This window comes from Telluria sp. AZSoR62 (assembly GCF_058111565.1).
The window spans coordinates 120,745-137,550 of the sequence record NZ_JBYTST010000004.1 but is presented as its reverse complement, the minus strand read 5'-3'; the positions used below and the strand labels follow the sequence as shown (position 1 = coordinate 137,550).

The 16,806-nt window shown below is 69.9% G+C and carries 13 protein-coding genes; 5 read left to right on the top strand and 8 right to left on the bottom strand.

Going from position 1 to position 16,806, the window contains the following annotated elements:
• Window positions 1–27: 27 nt before the first annotated feature.
• The 5 genes from AC3XQU_RS08510 to AC3XQU_RS08490 all read right to left on the bottom strand — a co-directional run bounded on the left by AC3XQU_RS08510 (window position 28) and on the right by AC3XQU_RS08490 (window position 7,050).
• On the bottom strand, window positions 28–1,020 hold the full coding sequence (locus AC3XQU_RS08510) for a hypothetical protein (protein ID WP_489873723.1): 993 nt from the start codon (window positions 1,018–1,020) through the stop codon (window positions 28–30).
• Entirely contained in the window at window positions 1,017–2,048 is a 1,032-nt protein-coding gene (locus AC3XQU_RS08505) for a hypothetical protein (protein WP_489873722.1), read from the bottom strand. Before AC3XQU_RS08505 ends, AC3XQU_RS08510 begins: the two co-directional genes overlap by 4 nt.
• Window position 2,049: 1 nt before the next feature.
• Window positions 2,050–2,595, bottom strand: a complete 546-nt coding sequence (locus AC3XQU_RS08500; RefSeq protein ID WP_489873721.1) for a hypothetical protein — start codon at window positions 2,593–2,595, stop codon at window positions 2,050–2,052.
• Complete coding sequence (locus AC3XQU_RS08495; protein WP_489873720.1) at window positions 2,592–3,878, bottom strand: hypothetical protein; 1,287 nt, start codon at window positions 3,876–3,878, stop codon at window positions 2,592–2,594. Before AC3XQU_RS08495 ends, AC3XQU_RS08500 begins: the two co-directional genes overlap by 4 nt.
• 91 nt (window positions 3,879–3,969) lie before the next feature.
• Window positions 3,970–7,050 carry a penicillin-binding transpeptidase domain-containing protein gene (locus AC3XQU_RS08490; protein ID WP_489873719.1) on the bottom strand — a complete coding sequence of 1,027 codons (3,081 nt, stop codon included), beginning with the start codon at window positions 7,048–7,050 and terminating at the stop codon, window positions 3,970–3,972.
• A 232-nt stretch (window positions 7,051–7,282) separates the two neighbouring features.
• Here AC3XQU_RS08490 and AC3XQU_RS08485 point away from each other — a divergent pair, with 232 nt between their 5' ends.
• Together AC3XQU_RS08485 and AC3XQU_RS08480 are read left to right on the top strand one after the other, a co-directional pair.
• Window positions 7,283–7,498, top strand: a complete 216-nt coding sequence (locus AC3XQU_RS08485; RefSeq protein ID WP_489873718.1) for a hypothetical protein — start codon at window positions 7,283–7,285, stop codon at window positions 7,496–7,498.
• 185 nt (window positions 7,499–7,683) lie between these two features.
• A complete protein-coding gene (locus tag AC3XQU_RS08480) occupies window positions 7,684–8,295 on the top strand; it encodes a YXWGXW repeat-containing protein (RefSeq protein ID WP_489873717.1) in 612 nt (203 codons plus the stop codon).
• Window positions 8,296–8,364: 69 nt separating this feature from the next.
• Here AC3XQU_RS08480 and AC3XQU_RS08475 read toward each other — a convergent pair whose 3' ends face one another.
• Window positions 8,365–9,318 (bottom strand): IS1595 family transposase, encoded by a 954-nt coding sequence (locus AC3XQU_RS08475; RefSeq protein WP_489873910.1) that lies wholly within the window; start codon window positions 9,316–9,318, stop codon window positions 8,365–8,367.
• A 103-nt stretch (window positions 9,319–9,421) separates the two neighbouring features.
• Here AC3XQU_RS08475 and AC3XQU_RS08470 point away from each other — a divergent pair, with 103 nt between their 5' ends.
• The 3 genes from AC3XQU_RS08470 to AC3XQU_RS08460 are packed head-to-tail and all read left to right on the top strand — an operon-like array spanning window position 9,422 to window position 12,133.
• Entirely contained in the window at window positions 9,422–10,126 is a 705-nt protein-coding gene (locus AC3XQU_RS08470) for a ribonuclease HI family protein (RefSeq protein WP_489873716.1), read from the top strand.
• Complete coding sequence (locus tag AC3XQU_RS08465) at window positions 10,098–10,796, top strand: HD domain-containing protein (protein WP_489873715.1); 699 nt, start codon at window positions 10,098–10,100, stop codon at window positions 10,794–10,796. The genes AC3XQU_RS08470 and AC3XQU_RS08465 overlap by 29 nt, the downstream gene beginning before the upstream one ends.
• 50 nt (window positions 10,797–10,846) lie before the next feature.
• Entirely contained in the window at window positions 10,847–12,133 is a 1,287-nt protein-coding gene (locus AC3XQU_RS08460) for a TCR/Tet family MFS transporter (RefSeq protein WP_489873714.1), read from the top strand.
• A gap of 3 nt (window positions 12,134–12,136) precedes the next feature.
• Here AC3XQU_RS08460 and AC3XQU_RS08455 read toward each other — a convergent pair whose 3' ends face one another.
• Both AC3XQU_RS08455 and AC3XQU_RS08450 read right to left on the bottom strand, forming a co-directional pair.
• Window positions 12,137–14,320, bottom strand: coding sequence for a TonB-dependent receptor plug domain-containing protein (locus AC3XQU_RS08455; protein ID WP_489873713.1), 2,184 nt, complete (start codon window positions 14,318–14,320; stop codon window positions 12,137–12,139).
• Between the two features lie 170 nt (window positions 14,321–14,490).
• Entirely contained in the window at window positions 14,491–16,683 is a 2,193-nt protein-coding gene (locus AC3XQU_RS08450; RefSeq protein ID WP_489873712.1) for a TonB-dependent receptor plug domain-containing protein, read from the bottom strand.
• Window positions 16,684–16,806: the final 123 nt, after the last annotated feature.

Sequence of the window (16,806 nt, the reverse complement as noted above, 5' to 3'; positions counted from 1 at the left end):
TCGATTCTAACAGGGGAGCCGGGGATGTCAGATGATGCCGATCCGGTCCACGCAAGCGACCGACGCACCGCGTTCGCGCAGGGCGTCGCGCCAGCCGGGGGGCAAGTCGGGCTCCCAGGCGCGCGGCACCAGGATCCGGTCGCCCGGCGCGGCTTCGCGCAGCAGCAGCGCGCATTTCGGCCCCAGGCCGTCCACCGTCTCGACCCGGCCGGCATGCCAGCTGGCCGACTGTCCCGTCGCCAGCACGCGGCCGCGCGGCAGGAATTCGCGGCCGCGCGCCATGCGGTCGGCCATGACCAGGGCCAGCTCGAAGGAGCCGCCCTGGAAGCGTTCTTCGCCGAAGCGCACCGTGGTGCGCCACTGGCCGGCGCCGCGTCCGTCGTGATGGCGCGCACCCATCAGCACCGCGCGCAGGCGCGCCTGCTGCGCCGCGTCCACGCCGGGCGCCGCGATGCTTGCTTCATCGTCCCCGGCATGCGGCGCAGGCCGCACGCTCACCTCCACCCAGCACAGGGCGTCGTCCGCGCCGCCGCTGTAGAGCGGGAACCAGGCGCGCGCCGTCGAGACCGCGCCGGCAGGATTCGGGTGGCCGCCCAGGGCGCCCAGGTGCGGCAAGCCTTCGCCGCCGGCCAGCACGCCCACCGGCACGGCGCGCAAGCCGTTGCCCTCGATGCGGCCCAGGTGCCAGGCGTCGGACCAGCCGTTCGCCACCACCGGCCGCTGCGGCGTCCACACCCCGCGCACGATGCGGTCGGCCAGCACGGCGGCCAGCTCCCAGTCGCGGTTCCCGGGCGCAGGGGCGCGGTCCAGGCTCAGGACCACCTGCTCGCGGCTGTCGAAACGCGGCTCGGTATGGCGCGCCAGGCGCACCACCTGCTGCATGCGCTGCGCCAGGTCCGGCGCATCGGGCACGCTGCATTTGACGTCGGCGCGCCCGCTGCGCGGGCGCACGGTAGCGGTGATGTTCAGGAGGGAACCGTCCGGCGCGATGCTGCGGCAGGTAACGCATGGCGCATTCATGCCTGCTCCTCGCTCAGCGCACGGCGCGCGGCGCAATCGCATTCGAGGTTGGAAACGATGCGGTCGGCTTCGTCCAGCAGCACCGCTACCTGCGCGCCCTCGCAACGCTGCATGCGCGCCAGCAGGGACCAGGCCTCGTCGAGCGCGCTCGCCGCACGGCGGCTGGCGCGCGCACGGCGCAGCTGTTCGCTGGGCGCGAGCCGCTGGTTGGGTGCGGCAAGTGCCAGGGCCGGCATGGTCCCCACCGACAGGCTGGCCAGGTCGAGCCGGCGCAGCAGCTCCTGGTGGCGGCGGAAGCTCGCGCAGTCGGCCGGCAGCACGGCCAGGCGCAGACCGCACATGATGCCGGGCAGCTCCAGGAACAGGCGGCGCAGCGCGCCTGCGTCTTCCTTGGCTGCGTCGAACGCTTCCTGCAGGGGCGCCGCCATGCCCGGCACAGGCTGCAGCGCCAGGCGCGCCGCCAGCAGGGCCGCCAGGTCGCGCGAGGCGCCCAGGTCGACCGGCACGCAGTCGTCCACCATCACCCCGTACCGGGTATACAGCAGCTGGTTGAACCCGGTGCGGAAGGTATTCCACTCTTCGAAACTGGTGCAGGGCGGCAGGTCCAGGTTGCCCTGGGCCAGCTCGCGCTGCAGTGCTGCCTGCAGGTCCGCCACGAATGCATCGCGTTCCACCCTTGCCCCGCCTTCGCTGGCCAGGAACAGGTCGAAGCGCTGCTGGGCTTCGCGCGGATCGGCGCTGTCGATGGCAAAGCGCACCCGCAGGCCGATTTCCGGCGCGGCCGCGAATGGCGTCAGGTCGCAGCCATAGAGGCCGGGGTGGACGCACCAGGCGGTTTCGCCGTCCAGGATGGCGACGCGCGCGCCTTCGCTCAGGCGCCGGGTATGGCCGTCACCATTGGCCAGGACCGCAAAGCAGCCCTCCGGCACCGTGCAGCCCTTGCCCAGCGGCAGCGCGATGCAGTCCGCCCCCAGGCCGGCGAGGTCCGGGGGCGGCTGGCGGAAGGGCCGTGTAAAGAGGTTCAGCATCTCAGTTCCCGGCCGGCTCCACGGAAAAACGCGCGCCGTGCTGCTGAAAATGCCGCGCCGGCGCCTGCTCGAAGGGCCAGGGGCCTTCGCATTCGCCATCGCTGTCGAGCTGCCCCTGCAGCACCAGTGCGCCGGCGCCGTCGAGCACGCGCAGGCGCTGGCCGCCACGCAGCAGCGTCGTGGCCAAAGGCGATTCGGGGTCGAGCTGCAGGATCACCCGGTCCTGGACGAAATGCAGGCGCCAGGCGCCGTCGTCCGTGACCATGGCGTCGAGCGGCGCGCCGCCGTCGGCAGCGCGCAGCATGCCGGCGCTGCCGCGCCACCGCGCCGGTGCTGCCGCTGCACGCCGTTCGTCGGCCAGCACCTGCAGCCGGCGTGTGGTCAAGGGCGAGGCCTGCAACGCGGCGCGTTCGCCCGCGCTCAAGGGGCGGCTGCCGTCAAGCGCCGCGCGCAGCACGGCGTCGGCCAGCACCAGGCGGTCGCCCTCGATCCTGGCCCCGGCCAGCAGCTGCGCCTGCAGCTTGCGGTCCAATCCTGTCATAGTCATCGTCTCTCCTGGTTGCCTGCCGCCGCGCCCAGCCGGGCGATGGCGGCCTCGCGCCGTTTGCGCAGGGTCGGCAGCGAGACGCCGTCGAGCAGCGCCAGCTGCTGCATCGTCGGCAATTCGCCCGTGTGCGGATCGAGCCATTCGGCCGGATAGCTGTCGTCGAACAGCCCGAGCAGCCTGGCGTAGACCGCCAGCCGTACCGGCAGCGAATCCTGCACCATCACCTGCGTTGCCCAGCTGCCTGCTTCCTGGGCCGCCGCTGCCATCTGAAGATAGCTGGGGGGCAGTGAAACGCGTTGCGCCAGTTCCGCGTCCAGCAGCATGGGCGCCTCCAGCGGCGCGTCAAGCGCGTCTTCGTCCAGTGCGGCAAGGTCGAGTTCATCCTGGCGCGCTTCCAGCAGCTGGTCCGGCCCCGGCGTGCCGCCCGCTTCCGATTCGCCCAGCACCCGCCAGTAGTCGTCCAGCCAGGCGGTGGCGTCGTGGGCGTCCTGCTGCCAGTCGCGGTCGGCGTTGGCCGACAGGGCTTCGTATTCGCCGATCTCGCGCAGCATGGCGCCGATCTTCTCCGGGCTCGTCTTGAGGCTGGCGAAGCGCTTGGAGCGGGTGTGCAGCGGCCCCGGCGCCCCCGTGAAACCTTCGAGGGTTTCGCTCCAGCGCATGATCCACTCCGGACGGCAGCCGGCAATGGAACGCAGCTGGCGCGCTTCGATCGGTTCGGCGTCGAGCGCGCGGCCGAGGATGGCGCCGACCTGCTCACGGTGCTCGCGCCAAGCTGCGAACAGGCGCGCCAGCTCGCCGTAGGCGGTGTCGAGCATCCGGTAGGCGTACATGCGGTTGGGGCTGCAGGGACGGCCGCAGGCGGCCTGGTAGTTGTCGCTGTCGACCTTGTCGCGCAGGACGGCGTACAGGTCGTTGAATTTCTTGCGCAGCAGCGCCTCGCCGCCGGGCGCGGACCAGAAGGCGCCGATGCGCACATGCTCGGCGCGCACCGCCGCGCACAAGGCGGCCCAGTCGGCCGGACGGGCCTGCAGTTCGTAGACCAGCGTCAAGGCCAGTTCGCGCGCGCTGTCGCCGTAGCTGTTGCCGGGCGCCGCGCCGCGGCTGCCGCTCCTGCCCAGCAAGGCAGCGACCGTTTCGACATACAGCGCCAGGGCGTCATCGGCGCCGGGCTCGCACAGCAGCGCAGGATCGAGGCGGGCGAAGGCCGCCAGCGAGCACTGCCCGAGCAACTTGCGGACCTGCTCCCAACCGTGTTCCTGGTACCGGGTTCCCGGCAAACGCATGCTTTCCTCATCCTCAATGGCGATCCGCAAGGGGGCGGATTGTCAACAGATGATGCCATACAAACATATATCCGAGGCGCGCAGCAAAAGGCTAATCCGGCTTCTGTTCGGGGGACCGGGCCTGCATCGCACGCAGGAGCGCTGCAACGATCGGGGCGGCATGGGCGCCGCCGGTCAGGTTCGATTCGCTGACAAAAGCCGCAAAGGCCAGGCGCCGGGTCTGGCCGGGCAGCGTGCCGGGCTCGATCCAGCCCATGAACCACACCGTCGCCCTGCCGTCCTCGCCGGTGGGCGCGGTGCCGGTCTTGCCGAACAGGCCGCGCCGCAGCCCGTCGAACTCCTTGCCACGGAAGGCGCCGGCCGCCGTGCCGCCGTCGACCACGCCCTTCATGCCGGCGCGGATGCGATCCAGCCGCACCCCCAGCTCCGCTCCGGGCCGGTTGTCGGCTTCGCGCCCGTCGAGCTCCAACAGCAGGCGTGGCGCTACCAGCCGGCCCTGCCCGACCGCGGCGGCCACCAGCGCCATCTGCAGCGGCGTGGCCTGCATGCGCAGCCCGATGGCCATCTGGCGCACTTCGTGGCGGGTCTGGATCGGGTCCAGCATCGAGGCGCTGCCCTGCAGGGCGTCCCAGCTTGACCAGCGAAAATCCGGCGGCAGCAGGCCGCCGTCCAGGCGCAGCGGTTCGCCGAAGCCGAGCTTGCGCGCCATGCCGGCCACAGGGCGCACGGCATCGAGCGCACCCGGCTCGAGCTCGCGCACGCCGGGCGCCCCGCCCTGCGCCCCGTCGCCCAGGCTGCGGTCGCCCAGCTCGGCGGTCCAGGCGAACCAGGTATTGACGCTGTGGGTCATGGCCTGCGCCAGCCCAAGCTGCCCTTGCACCGCGCGGCTGCCTGCCAGCTGCTCGCGGAAATTGGTGATGCGCGCGCCGCCGCCTTGCGGGTAGCTCGGCGCCCCGGTGCTGAATCCGTAGCCCTCGTCGCGTGCCAGGCGGTCGATATCGGACAGCGGCATGCCGCCGAGCAGGCGCTCGATGCGCCTGTCCTGGCGCGCCGCCTGTTCCAGCCCGAGCGCGCTGACCACCTTGAAGGTCGAGCCGGGCGCCCGGTGCGCGCCGCCGTCGTGCTGGAAAGCCGGCAGGCGCAGCGGGCTGCGCGCCGGGTCGGCGCGGTCGAAGTCGCGCACTTCCGGCCAGCGCGCGGCCGTGACGCTGCCGGCGCCGGCGCCGGCGGCGGCCAGCACGTCGCCATTACCGGCATCGAGCAGGACCAGCCCGGCCTGGCGTCCGACCGGGGCTGCGGCCGCGCCGGCACACTGCCGGCCGTCCCAACGCCCCTGGCGCAGGCCAATGCAGTCCAGCGCCGCCTGGCTGGCCGCCTGCAGGCGCAGGTCGAGCGTGAGGCGGGCCGTGTGCGCCGGACCGGGAATGCGCGCCAGCATGCCGGACACGCTGGCGGCATGCTCGCGGTGCACGCCCAGCAGCGTGCCCAGTCCTGCCGCCTGCGCTGCGCTGCTGGCCAGGCCGTCGGCAAACAGCGCTGCGCCATGGCGGTCGGCCAGCCGCACCTCGGCCGTGGCGGCGCGTGCGGCGGTATCGCCGACCGGCAAGGCGCGCCACACCAGTTCGCCGCCGACGGCGCGCAGGTGGCGGTAGGCCGCGTCGGCATTGCCCGAGAGCGCTGCCAGGTCGAGCGGCTCGACTTCCAGCACGATGCGGCGCGCGCCCGGTTGCGGCGCCAGGTTCACACGCTGCACCGCCGCGCGGTCGGCGCAGGCGCGGCCATCGCATTCGCCGCGGATGGTGGCCGTGGCGCCCGCCACCCCGCGCACCCGGCCGGCCAGCAGCAGCTCGACCGGGCCGGCAGCGTCCAGCGCCAGCACGGCCGTGCCGCCGGCGCCGCCATCGTCCCATGCCGCTACCCTCCGCCACGGCGCCCAGCCTTCCGGCGGGCGGGCGAACAGGCGCATGGCGGCCACCGGCAGCGCATCGAGCTGCGCCACCGGAGTGCCGCCGACGCTGGCCTGCCACTGGGCGCTCTGGCCGGGGCGGACCCGCCAGGCCAGCAGGCGGCGCTCGCTGTTGAAGACCCGCACCTGCTCGCGCACGAAGGCGCCGTCGGCGCGGTAGTACAGGCGCTCGAGCAGCCTGCGCCCCGCGTCGTCCAGCCGCAAGCCTTCCCAGCCCGGCAGCGGCGCGCGCGCTTCAAGCTGTGCGCCCTGCCAGGCGGCCAGGTCGCGCGGCGCCAGTTCGGCCAGGCCCGTAGGGCCGAGACGGATGAGTCCCTGCTCCCGCAGGCGTGCGAACAGCAGCGCATCTTCCAGCGCACGCGGCGCCGCGGCCGGCACCCGATAGTCGCCCGGGGCCAGGCGCAGGGCGGGCAAGGCGGCATCCGCCCCGAAGGCCTGCACCAGCGCCGTCCCGGACGCGCCAGGCGCATAGCGCTGCACGAGCAGCTCGCCCGCCTGCGCGCACGCCCGGCCCGGACGGCGCGTGAAGCGCAGCGCGCCCTCTTTCCACACCAGCCAGCCGGCCTGGCCGAGCTGGCCCTGGCCGCTCGCCGCGCGCACCGCCCTGCCCTCGCCGGCGTCGCTGATCCAGGCCGCCTTGCCCGCACCCGCCTGCCAGTCCAGGCGCAAGGCGCCGCGCGTATCGCCGCGCAGCGTCACGCGCGGCATGGTCGATCCCGGCGCGGCAAGCAGGTAGTTGCGCGCGGAAGCGCCTGCGCCCAGCGCTTCGCTGAAGGGATAGCCGATCCGCAGCGGCAGCAGTTGCGGCCGGCCACGGTCGGCCAGCTGGGTGCACAGGTCGATCCGGCTCGGCGCCTGCGCCTGCATGCCGGAGGCGACCACCACGGCTGCGCCGCCATGGTGGGTGATCGCGATACCGGGCTCGTTCGGCACCCGGATGGTGACACCCCCCAGCAACGGCTGGTACCCGGCCAGCGCCGAGGCCCCTTCCGGCGCGGCGCCGCCGGCCGTGTGCGCAAGCGAGCGCGCCGCCTGCGCCAGCACGAAACCGCACAGCAGCACCGCTGCGCCGGCTGACACCAGCCACAGGTTCAGCCGCACGCGCGGCGCGGCCGAACGGGCGCCGGCACGCAGGTTGCGCGCGCGGCGCCAGGCGGTGCGGGTACTGGCGATCTGTCCGGCTAGTTGGCTGAAAGTGGCTGTCATCGAGGGTCCGCTCGCTGGCGCAGCCACACCGATGGGCTGCATCGACCAGGCCTAGCGGGGGGTGGCTGAAAGCCCGGCCATTGCGCGCCTGGCGCGCGCGTTCGCGCGGGCTTTTCGACCGCTTGTTCCGCGTTTTCCGCGTCTCGTCGCAATCGGCTCGCGCCACGAAAAGGCCTGGCCTACAGTGCACACATCGACAAGCCGTCGACAACCCACCCGAAGGAGAAATACCATGAACGTCATGAAGCATATGGAAGCCGTCTTTGTCGCCGCGATCTGCCTGGCCGTCTCCGGCAGCTATCTGCTCGACAGCATCCCGCAAGCCCAGGCCCGCAACTACAGCGCCGATACCGCCCTCGTCGCCAGCGGCGACAAAGCGGCCGTGGTCACCGTGACCGCCAAACGCCTCACTGACGAAGAAAAACAGGCCGCAGGGAGCCGTGGATGAGTGCCGCAGGCCTGCCCGCTGTCGCTTGAAGGCGACAGCGGGCGCCTTCCAGCCCAGCCATTTGTATCAGCGTCCCCGGTAATTGCCACCCACATCTGTTTCAGATGTAAGCATCTGCTTCAAGCCTCCCTTTCCATCACCGCCGGCGATATAGTGGGTCATCCATTTTGGATCTGGAGACCGACATGAAACGCACTCTTACCCTTGCAGCCCTGATCGCCATTGGCGCCGCCTTCGCGCCGCTGCCGGCCCTGGCGCAAACCGATTTCCAACTGTATATCGGCTCGGCCCCGCCGGCACCGATGTACGAACGCATTCCCGTCGCACGCCACGGCCACGTCTGGGCGCCTGGCTACTGGGAATGGCGCGGTCACCGCCACCACTGGGTGCCGGGCCATTACATCGTCGCCCGTCCGGGCTATGTGTATGCGCCGCCGACCTGGCGCGAACGCCAGGGCCGCTGGTACATGGAACCTGCGCGCTGGAGCCAGCATGGCGGCCGTGACCGCGACCGCGACGGCGTGCCCGACCGCTTCGAGCGCCACGGCTACCAGCCGGTGTATGCGGGTGGCTACCGCGATGGCCGCGACGGCTGGCGCGACGGCCGCGACGGCTACCGCGACGGCTACCGCCATGACCGCCGCGGCTACCGCGACACCGACCGGGACGGCGTGCCGAACCGCTACGACCGCGACCTCGACAACGACGGCATCCGCAACGAGTACGACCGCGATCGCGACGGCGACGGCGTGCGTAACCGCCGGGACGACAATCCCAACAATCCGTACCGCCGTTAATCCGCGCTGCTGCGGGTCCGGAATGGAAAAAGGCGCCCTCGGGCGCCTTTTTGCTAGGCGCTGTACCCGTTACATGTGGAAGATGCCCAGCGCTGCTCGCAGCAGCCTCTCCGGTGAAGTAATGCGTTCCCCGTCGAGCGCCCAACGCCAGCCCAGGTAGTTGGGCAAGTAGCGAGAGGCAACGCCATAAAAGCGGGCCAGCCATTGGCGCAAGCGCTGGTGGTAGCCATTGACGTTCTGCACATGGACGATGCCACGCACCCGCTCGCCAAGACGCAGGTTCACGAAAGCGTGGGCAATGCCCGCCTCGCGCGCAAAAGCCCCATAGGCCGGATGCCCGTCGGTCACGAGCAGCACGTCCTTGTCGAGCCTGGGGCCGAGGTGGTGGTGCAGTTGCACTTTGGTGACTGCCGCGCGGCCGGTCACGAAATCGAGGGTTTGCCCGGTGCGGTCACGCGCCACCAGGATGCAGACGTGTTCATGGGTGATGCCGCGGGTGGAGGCGACGCCGCCGCGCCGCCGGGCAGGCCGATCGAGGGTGCGCGAACCCTTTTGCGACTCCAGGAGAAACATCTCGTCGGCTTCCGCGATGCCGGCCAGGCGCTCGACCCGGTCATGCTTGGTCAGCGATAGAAACCGGTGGCGCCAGCGAAAGCTGGTGTTGCGGTGCACGTCCACCGCCTTCGCTGCCGCGCGTACGCTCTTCGTATCCAGCATCTTTTCAAGGTAATCGAGCCACTTGGCGCGATGACGCAGGCGCGACAAGGGCGTACCGCTCAGCGCACTGAAGGTTTTGCGGCAAGCCCGGCAGCGATAACGCTGGAGGCCCCGGTCGAATCCATGCCGGTAAGGGCGCTCGGTTTTGCAGTGTGGACAACAGGGCCCTGGTTTTGCTCGGGCAATGGTCGCGCAGACGCGATCGAATCCGATTGCCGGGCGCAAGGCGTCCAGCAACTGCCCTCGCTGGCGTCGCGTCAGGGCAGGCAGTTTCCTCAGCAAACTGCTAAAACCGGCTCCGTTCATGCCGCACCCGAGAATCGATCCGATCATCGTTGGACCGGTCTAGAACTCGGCAGTTCAATTTCTACAGTTTGCGGTGACAGCGCCTTTTGCTATGCTCCTGCCCATGACCGACCCCGATGCCGACTTCACCAGCCTTCTTGCCGCCGCCTCCAAGGGCGAACTGGCCGCCAGCCGCAAGCTGGCCGAGCGCACCGGCATTCCCCACCCCGAAGCACTGCGCACCACCCTGACCCTGCGCGCCGGCACGGCCGGCCTTGCGCATTTGCTAAGGACGCGCGCCGATCTGCGCGAGCGCAGCCTGGTGCAGGCGGCGGTGCGTAGGGCCCGCGCCGCCGCCTCCGCATCGCGCCGCCACGGGCCCGCCGCCGCCCCGGCCTGGCGCGCCTGGTTCGACGGCTCCGCCCACCCCAATCCCGGCCGCTGCAGCATCGGCGCCGTGCTCGAAGGTCCCGGCGGCGTGCTGGCAGAACTGTCGCATGCTTGCGGCCATGGCAACAGCAGCGAAGCCGAATACCTGGCGCTGATCGCGCTGCTGGACGCGGCGGTGGCGCATGGCGCGGTCGCGCCGGCGATCCATGGCGACAGCCAGGTGGTGATCGACGACCTGAACAGCCCCGACTGCGCCGGCGCCCCGAGCCTGGCCGATTACCGCGCGCAAGCGCGCGCCCTGCTCGCCCGCCTGCCGGGCGCCACCCTGCGCTGGATCCCGCGCCACAAGAACACCCGCGCCGACGCCCTGTCGCAGCGCGCCGCCCTCGCCTTGCCTACCGAAGAACCGCATGCACCCAGCCTCGACCACGCCACCTGAACCGCACACCGACCTGGCCACCTGGCGCCCGCGCCTGGCCGCCCTGGCCGCCGGCGGCAGCGGAGGCGACGGCGCCCACGACGCCAACCACCTCGAGCGCGTCTGGCGCACGGCGCAAGTGCTGCTCGAACGCCATCCGGAGGCGGACGCCCTGGTCGTGATGGCGGCCTGCTACCTGCACGACCTGGTCAATCTACCGAAGGACGATCCGGAGCGCGACCAGGCCTCGCGCCGCTCGGCAAGGCTGGCGCGCCACCAGCTCGCCTTTCTGAACTTCCCGCCCGAGCGGCTGGACGCGGTGGCGCATGCGATCGAGGCGCACAGCTTTTCGGCGAATATCCCCGCCGAGTCGCTGGAGGCCAGGATCGTGCAGGATGCCGACCGGCTCGACGCCCTCGGGGCCGTGGGCCTGGCGCGCATGTTCTATACGGCCGGGCGCATGGGCAGCGCCCTGGCCCATCCAGCCGACCCGCTGGCCGCTGGCCGCGCGCTGGACGACCGCGCCTATTCTCTCGACCATATCCCGGCCAAGCTGGCGACCCTGCCCGGCAAGATGCAGACCGAGGCCGGGCGCGCGCTCGGCCGGGAACGCCTGGGCCTGCTGGAATCCTTCCGCAGCGCCTTCGCCGCCGAATGGGGTGTGGCAGCGGAGCATGTAAAAGATTCCTGAATGTCAACGCCGATGCTAAGATTGGGGCCTGACCCCAGCCCGAGGCTCGCATGACCAGCACCACCGCGCTTCAGACGTCCAGCAACGGCAAGCTCAATTTCGTCCTGGTCTGCATCTTCATCGACATGCTCGGCATCGGACTGATCGTCCCGGTCATGCCGTTGCTGGTCGGGCAGTTCGTCACCGCCAAGGAAGATCATGCGCTGTGGTTCGGGGTGCTGGCGGCGACCTTCGGCGTGCTGCAGTTCCTGTTCATGCCGGCGCTGGGCGCACTCAGCGACCGGGTCGGGCGCCGCCCCGTGCTGCTGTATTCGATGGGCGGCATGTGCCTGAACTTCCTGATCACGGCCTGGGCGCCCAGCCTGGCCTGGCTGTTCGTCGGCCGCATCATCGGCGGCATGTCCTCGGCCAGCATGTCGGTGGCCGCGGCCTATGCCTCGGATATCTCGACCAAGGAAAACCGCGCCAAGAGCTTCGGCAAGATCGGCGCCGCCTTCGGCCTGGGATTCATCTGCGGCCCCATGCTGGGCGGCCTGCTGGGCGACAGCAACCTGCACCTGCCCTTCTACGTCGCGGCCCTGCTGGGCGCGGCCAACCTGGTCTACGGCTACTTCTTCGTGCCCGAATCGCTGCCGCCAGGCGAGCGCGCGCCCTTCGCCTGGTCGCGCCTGAACCCGCTCGCGGCCCTGCTGCGCCTGCTGCGGCGCCAGGACATCCGCGGCCTGGTCGTCGTGTTCTCGCTGGTGACCTTCGGCCAGATGATGCTGCAATCGACCTGGGTCCTCTACACCACCTTCCGCTTCGGCTGGACCCCGCGCGACAATGGCATCGCCATGTTCTGCGTGGGGCTGGTGTCGGCGGTGGTGCAGGCGGGCCTGCTGGCGGTGCTGATCCGGCGCTTCGGCGAAGTGCGCCTGTCGCTGCTGGGCATCGCCTCCGGGTCGCTGGCCTTCCTCGGCTATGGCCTGGCCACCCAGGGCTGGATGATGTACGCGATCATCCTGTGCAATGTGCTGGCCTTCGCCGCCGGGCCGGCGCTGCAGGCGATCATCTCCAAGACCACGCCTGCCAACCAGCAGGGTGAGCTCATGGGGTCCTTGCAATCGATCAGCAGCATCGGCGTGATCGTCACCCCGCTGATCGGCACCGCGATCCTGGCCGGCGTCAGCGACCTGCCCCGGAACGACTGGCGCCTCGGCACCCACTTCCTGCTGTGCGCCGCGCTGCAGGCGATGGCGATCTTTGTTGCCTGGCATTACTTCCGCAAGCACCACGTCCACGCCGGCGCGCAGGACATCCCGCAGGAAAAGGAAGCGCCGGTCGATCGCCCGGCGTAAGGCTCAGAACTTCATTTCCAGCGTGGTGCGCAGCTTGACGCCGCCCGGATAGGCCCAGCTGCGCTTTTCCAGGCCGCGCACCGGGTCGGCATACGACACCTCGAAGCCGCCGTCCTCGCCGAGCAGGTTGGACAGGGCCACGCGCCACTGCAGCTTCGGGTTGACCGTCCACAGCGCATAGGCGTCCAGGTCGGTACGGGCGTAGTTGTAGAAGCCGCGGTTCACCGCGGTGCGGATCGGCCCGCCCCGGCGGTGCGCGACGCTCGCCCCCAGCGCCAGCGCGCCGGACTTGTAGTCCAGGCCCGCATTGGCGGTGAGCGGCGCCTGCTGCTCCATGCGGTTGTTCGGGCCCGGCACCGACTCGACCCGGGACCAGTTGCGGCTCACGCTCGCGCGCAGGTCGATGGCCGGCGCTCCCGGGTACAAGGCCTTGAGCGGGAACTTGGTCTCGACTTCCAGGCTGCGCAGCATCGCGCGGTCGTCGTTCACCGGCAAGAAGATCCAGCGCAGGCCGTCGAAATAGATCCGGTTGCTGATGTAGTCGTCGATGCGCCTGACCGAGCCGCTCACCGAGACCATCGCGCCCTCGGCCCAGTAATGCTCCCAGGCCGCATCAAAACCCCAGGCCATCTCCGGCTTCAGGTTCGGATTGCCGACAAAGTCGGCCTCGGTGGCGCTGTTGTTTTCCCAGGCCGAACGGCGCGGCACGAGGCTGTACAGGCCGGGCGCCTTGTAGGTGCGGCTCAGGGCCAGGCGCAGCTGGTCGCCGCTTTTCTTGCCATCGGCAGCGGCGAACTTGTACAGGGTCTGCAGGATCGGGCTCAGGACCGCGGCCTTGATGCGGGTGGACTCGAAGCCGGTGCCCGAGACGCGCGTGCGCCCGCCTTCCCAGCGGCTGCCGAGGTAGACCGACCATTGCGGCGTGACGGTCCACTCGTCCTGCACGTAGAAGGCCGCGCGGGTGGCGGTGGCGCGGAAATGCTCGTCCAGGGACGTGCCGAGCGGCAGTCCGGGCGCCAGCAGGCGGATGCGGTCGCGCTCGATGCGCACATCGGAACTCGTGTTCACGCCGACGTCCCAGCCGAGCGACAGCGCATGGCCGCCTGCCAGGCTGCGCGTCGCCTTGCCGGTCGAATTCGCGCCCCTGGTGTGGGTATCGAGCAGCGTGGAACCATCCGACTCCGGCAGGCCCGCGCCGTCCCGTCCCAGGCGCCGGATGAACATTTTGCGCGAGGACCATTCCAGGCCCAGCTTCGCATCGAGCTTCGCGCCGGTGGCCAGCTCGCGGCTCCAGCGCAGGTCGGACTTGATCATGCGGTCGTCGAATTCGCCGAAGAGCTGCAGGTCGGGGGTCGGCGGCGGGCGGCCGATCAGGGTCGTGACGCGGGGCTGCGGGTTGTTGCGGAAGCTGCTGCTATTGAAGACCGTTTCCCAGGCCAGCTTGTCGCCGTTGTCCAGGGTCCAGTTCAGGCTCGGGCCGAGATTGAGCCGGTTCATGTGGCCGCGCTCCGGCGCGAAGGTCGTGCGGCGCATGTCCACGATGCCGTCCGGCCGGGTGTTTTCTTCAAGGCCGCTCCATTCGCGCGCCAGGGAATCGTGGTTGCCGCTGGCGGTGAACGACCAGGACGACTTCTCGCCGCGCTCTGCCAGCTGGGTGCTGAAGGTCGGCCCGCGGAAGTCGCTCGAGAGCAGGTAGCCCAGCTTGGCGCCGCGCTCGCGCTTGGTGATCTTCTTGCGCAGCACGATGTTGATGGTGCCGGCCACCGCCGCGGTCGAGAATTCGGCGCTCGCCACGCGCAGCACTTCGATGCGCTCGATGGTGTCGGGCGAGAGGTTGTCGAGGGTGAAGCCGGCGGGCGTGCGCTCCCCGTCCACCAGGATCTGGGTGTAGCCCGCACCCAGGCCGCGCATCCGCACCTGGGTAGCGCGCCCGGTGCCGGTAGTGACGGTCACGCCGGGAATGCGCTTGAACACGTCGAGCACGCTGGTGTCGCCATAGCGGACGATCTCCTCGCGGCCGACGACGATGCGCGCAGCCGTGTCGTCGCGGCGCGGGTCGTAGGTCTCGCTGCTTCCCTTGACCTCCACTTGCGGCACGGCGCCGTCGCTGGCGGATTGCTGGGCGAACGCCGGGGCAGACAGCCCGGCGAGAATCAGAACGAGGCAGCGCGGGCGCAAGGGTGTCATATACCAGTCTCCAGAAATAGTTATTCGGCTTGTGCGAATGACTATATGCCAGTACTGAGTAATATGTAAACCGGATACGGTATATTTTATTGCTATGACATAGCAATTTGAGGTTCTAGATAAAAGAGAAGGCGGCGCGCGGGCCAAATCCCTGCCTGCACCGCCGTAAATTAGAACTTCAGCTCGTAGGTCGCGCGCACGCGCACCGGCCCCGGATACAGGAAGCTGCGGGTCTGGGCGCCGACGACGTCGTCCATGTACGTGTTCTCGGCCAGGAAGTCCTGCCCCATCACGTTGGACAGGGCCAGGCGCAGCTGCCGTTGTGCGTCGAACTTCCACAGCGCGTACAGGTCCAGGTCGCGCCGCGGGCGGAAGTAAGCGCGCTGGTTCAGCGACACCCGTACCGGGCCGCCGCTGCGGTAGGCGAAGCTGCCGCCCGTGCTCAGGGCGCCGGCCTTGTAGTCCACGCCCAGGGTCAGGCTCAGGGGCGTCTGCTGGTCGAGGCGGTTGTCCGGGCCCGGCACCGATTCGACGCGCGACCAGTTGCGGCTGATGCTGGCGCGCAGGTCCACCGCCGGCGCGTCCTTCATCACCGCTTTCAGCGGGAACTTGGTCTCCACTTCCAGCGAACGGGTGACGGCGCTGTCCTGGTTGGACGGCGTGGTGATCCAGCGCTGGCCGTCGAAATAGGTCAGGAAGCGGGTGAAGTCGCTGATCCGCCGCGAGGAGGCGCTGACTGACAGGAGCGCGCCTTCGGCCCAGTAATGCTCCCAGGCCGCGTCGATGCCGAAGGCCAGTTCGGGCTTGAGGTTGGGGTTGCCCTGGTAGTCGGGCTGGGTCGAGCTGTTGTTCTCGCTGGTCTGGCGGCGCGGGCTCAGGTTGCCCACGCCGGGCGCCTTGTAGGTGCGGGTCAGCGCCAGGCGCAGCTGGTCGCCCTTTTTACCGGGAATCTTGTACAGGGTTTGCATGATCGGGCTCCACACGCTGGAGCTGGCGCGCACGGACCCGAACGCATTGCCCTCGACCGCCGTGCGGATGCCTTCCCAGCGCGCGCCCAGGTACATCGACCAGGCGGGCGTGATGTTCCATTCGTCCTGCGCGAACAGGGCCAGGCGCTCGACCCGCGCTTCCGAGCTTTCCTCGGGCAGCGGCGGCGCGCTGCGCAGCGCATCACGCTCGATGCGCGCATCGTCGCGGGTGTCCACGCCGCCGTCCCAGCCCGCCGTGAAGGCGTGGCCTTTACCGAGGGTCTGGGCATATTTGCCGGTGGAGTTGACGCCGCGGTCCTCGCCTTCGGCGCGGATATGCTTGTCCAGGATCGGGTTGGTTCCATTGGTCGCCGAGCGCAGCATCACGCTCTCGACCTCGCCCACCGACACGCCCAGCTTCAGGTCCAGCTTGGCGCCGGAAGCGAACTTGCGCGCCCACGACAGGTCCGAACGCAGCTGGTTGCCTGCGTTGTCGACGGCGTTGAATTCGTCCGGGAACGGCGGCGGCGCGCCGATCACGGTGGTGGTGATCTCGCGGAAGCGGTTGCGGAAGCGGTTGGCGTTGACCCAGGTCTGCCAGGTCAGGTTGTTGTCTTCGCCCAGGGTCCAGTTCAGGCGCGGGTTCAGGTTCAGGCCGCTGAAGCGGCCCTTCTGCGGCAGTCCCAGGGTTTGCAGTTCGGTGACCCTGCCGTCCGGGGCAACGGTGGTCTCGACGCCCGCCGCGTCGAAGTCGAAGCGGTCCTGCATCGCATTGGCCGTGAACGAATACGAGAAGCTGCCGTCGCGGTCCGACATCTGCAGGTTGGCGTTGGGCCCGAAGCCGTTCTTCGAGCCCTGCATGGCGAGCTTGAGTTCGCGCAGGCGGTTCTTGACGGTGCGCTTGAGGATGATGTTGATGGTGCCGGCCACCGACTGCGTCGAGAACTCGGCGCTGGCCGCGCGCAGCACTTCGATGCGCTCGATCGAATCGGGCGCCAGCGACTCCATCGAAAAGCCGGCCGGCGCGCGTTCGCCGTTCACCAGGATCTGCGTATAGCCGCTGCCCAGCCCCCGCATGCGGATCTCGCCGCCGCGGCCGTTGGCGCTGTTGACGGTAATGCCGGGCACGCGCTTGAGCACGTCCAGGGCGCTGGTGTCGCCGTATTTGGTGATCTCTTCGCTGGTGACGACGATCTTGGTGGCGGTGTCGTCGCGGCGGGGGTCGTAGCTGTCGGCCGTGCCCTTGACTTCCACCCGCTCGATCTTCTTGCCCTCCTCCGCCTTGACCGGCGCGGCCTTGGGCGGCGTCGTTTTCGCTTCCTGCGCCAGGACGGGCAGGCAAAGGCTGACGGCGGCGGCAAGCGCGCCCAGGCGGATCGTGTCAATACGGGTCATGGTTGTGCTTCTCGGGTACAGGGGCGGACATTGTCCCAGAAGCAATTCCCATTGTCGCTGAAAATCGTGTATGCATGGAGCGCCAATGCACTGCGCATGCCGTGGCGGGATCGTTTCGGGACG

Coding starts and splice junctions, on each gene's coding strand:
- AC3XQU_RS08470 (WP_489873716.1), top strand. CDS start 9,422: ATGACCGACCCCGATGCCGACTTCACCAGCCTTCTTGCCGCCGCCTCC.
- AC3XQU_RS08490 (WP_489873719.1), bottom strand. CDS start 7,050: ATGACAGCCACTTTCAGCCAACTAGCCGGACAGATCGCCAGTACCCGC.
- AC3XQU_RS08505 (WP_489873722.1), bottom strand. CDS start 2,048: ATGCTGAACCTCTTTACACGGCCCTTCCGCCAGCCGCCCCCGGACCTC.
- AC3XQU_RS08475 (WP_489873910.1), bottom strand. CDS start 9,318: ATGAACGGAGCCGGTTTTAGCAGTTTGCTGAGGAAACTGCCTGCCCTG.
- AC3XQU_RS08485 (WP_489873718.1), top strand. CDS start 7,283: ATGAACGTCATGAAGCATATGGAAGCCGTCTTTGTCGCCGCGATCTGC.
- AC3XQU_RS08455 (WP_489873713.1), bottom strand. CDS start 14,320: ATGACACCCTTGCGCCCGCGCTGCCTCGTTCTGATTCTCGCCGGGCTG.
- AC3XQU_RS08500 (WP_489873721.1), bottom strand. CDS start 2,595: ATGACTATGACAGGATTGGACCGCAAGCTGCAGGCGCAGCTGCTGGCC.
- AC3XQU_RS08510 (WP_489873723.1), bottom strand. CDS start 1,020: ATGAATGCGCCATGCGTTACCTGCCGCAGCATCGCGCCGGACGGTTCC.
- AC3XQU_RS08480 (WP_489873717.1), top strand. CDS start 7,684: ATGAAACGCACTCTTACCCTTGCAGCCCTGATCGCCATTGGCGCCGCC.
- AC3XQU_RS08460 (WP_489873714.1), top strand. CDS start 10,847: ATGACCAGCACCACCGCGCTTCAGACGTCCAGCAACGGCAAGCTCAAT.
- AC3XQU_RS08495 (WP_489873720.1), bottom strand. CDS start 3,878: ATGCGTTTGCCGGGAACCCGGTACCAGGAACACGGTTGGGAGCAGGTC.
- AC3XQU_RS08450 (WP_489873712.1), bottom strand. CDS start 16,683: ATGACCCGTATTGACACGATCCGCCTGGGCGCGCTTGCCGCCGCCGTC.
- AC3XQU_RS08465 (WP_489873715.1), top strand. CDS start 10,098: ATGCACCCAGCCTCGACCACGCCACCTGAACCGCACACCGACCTGGCC.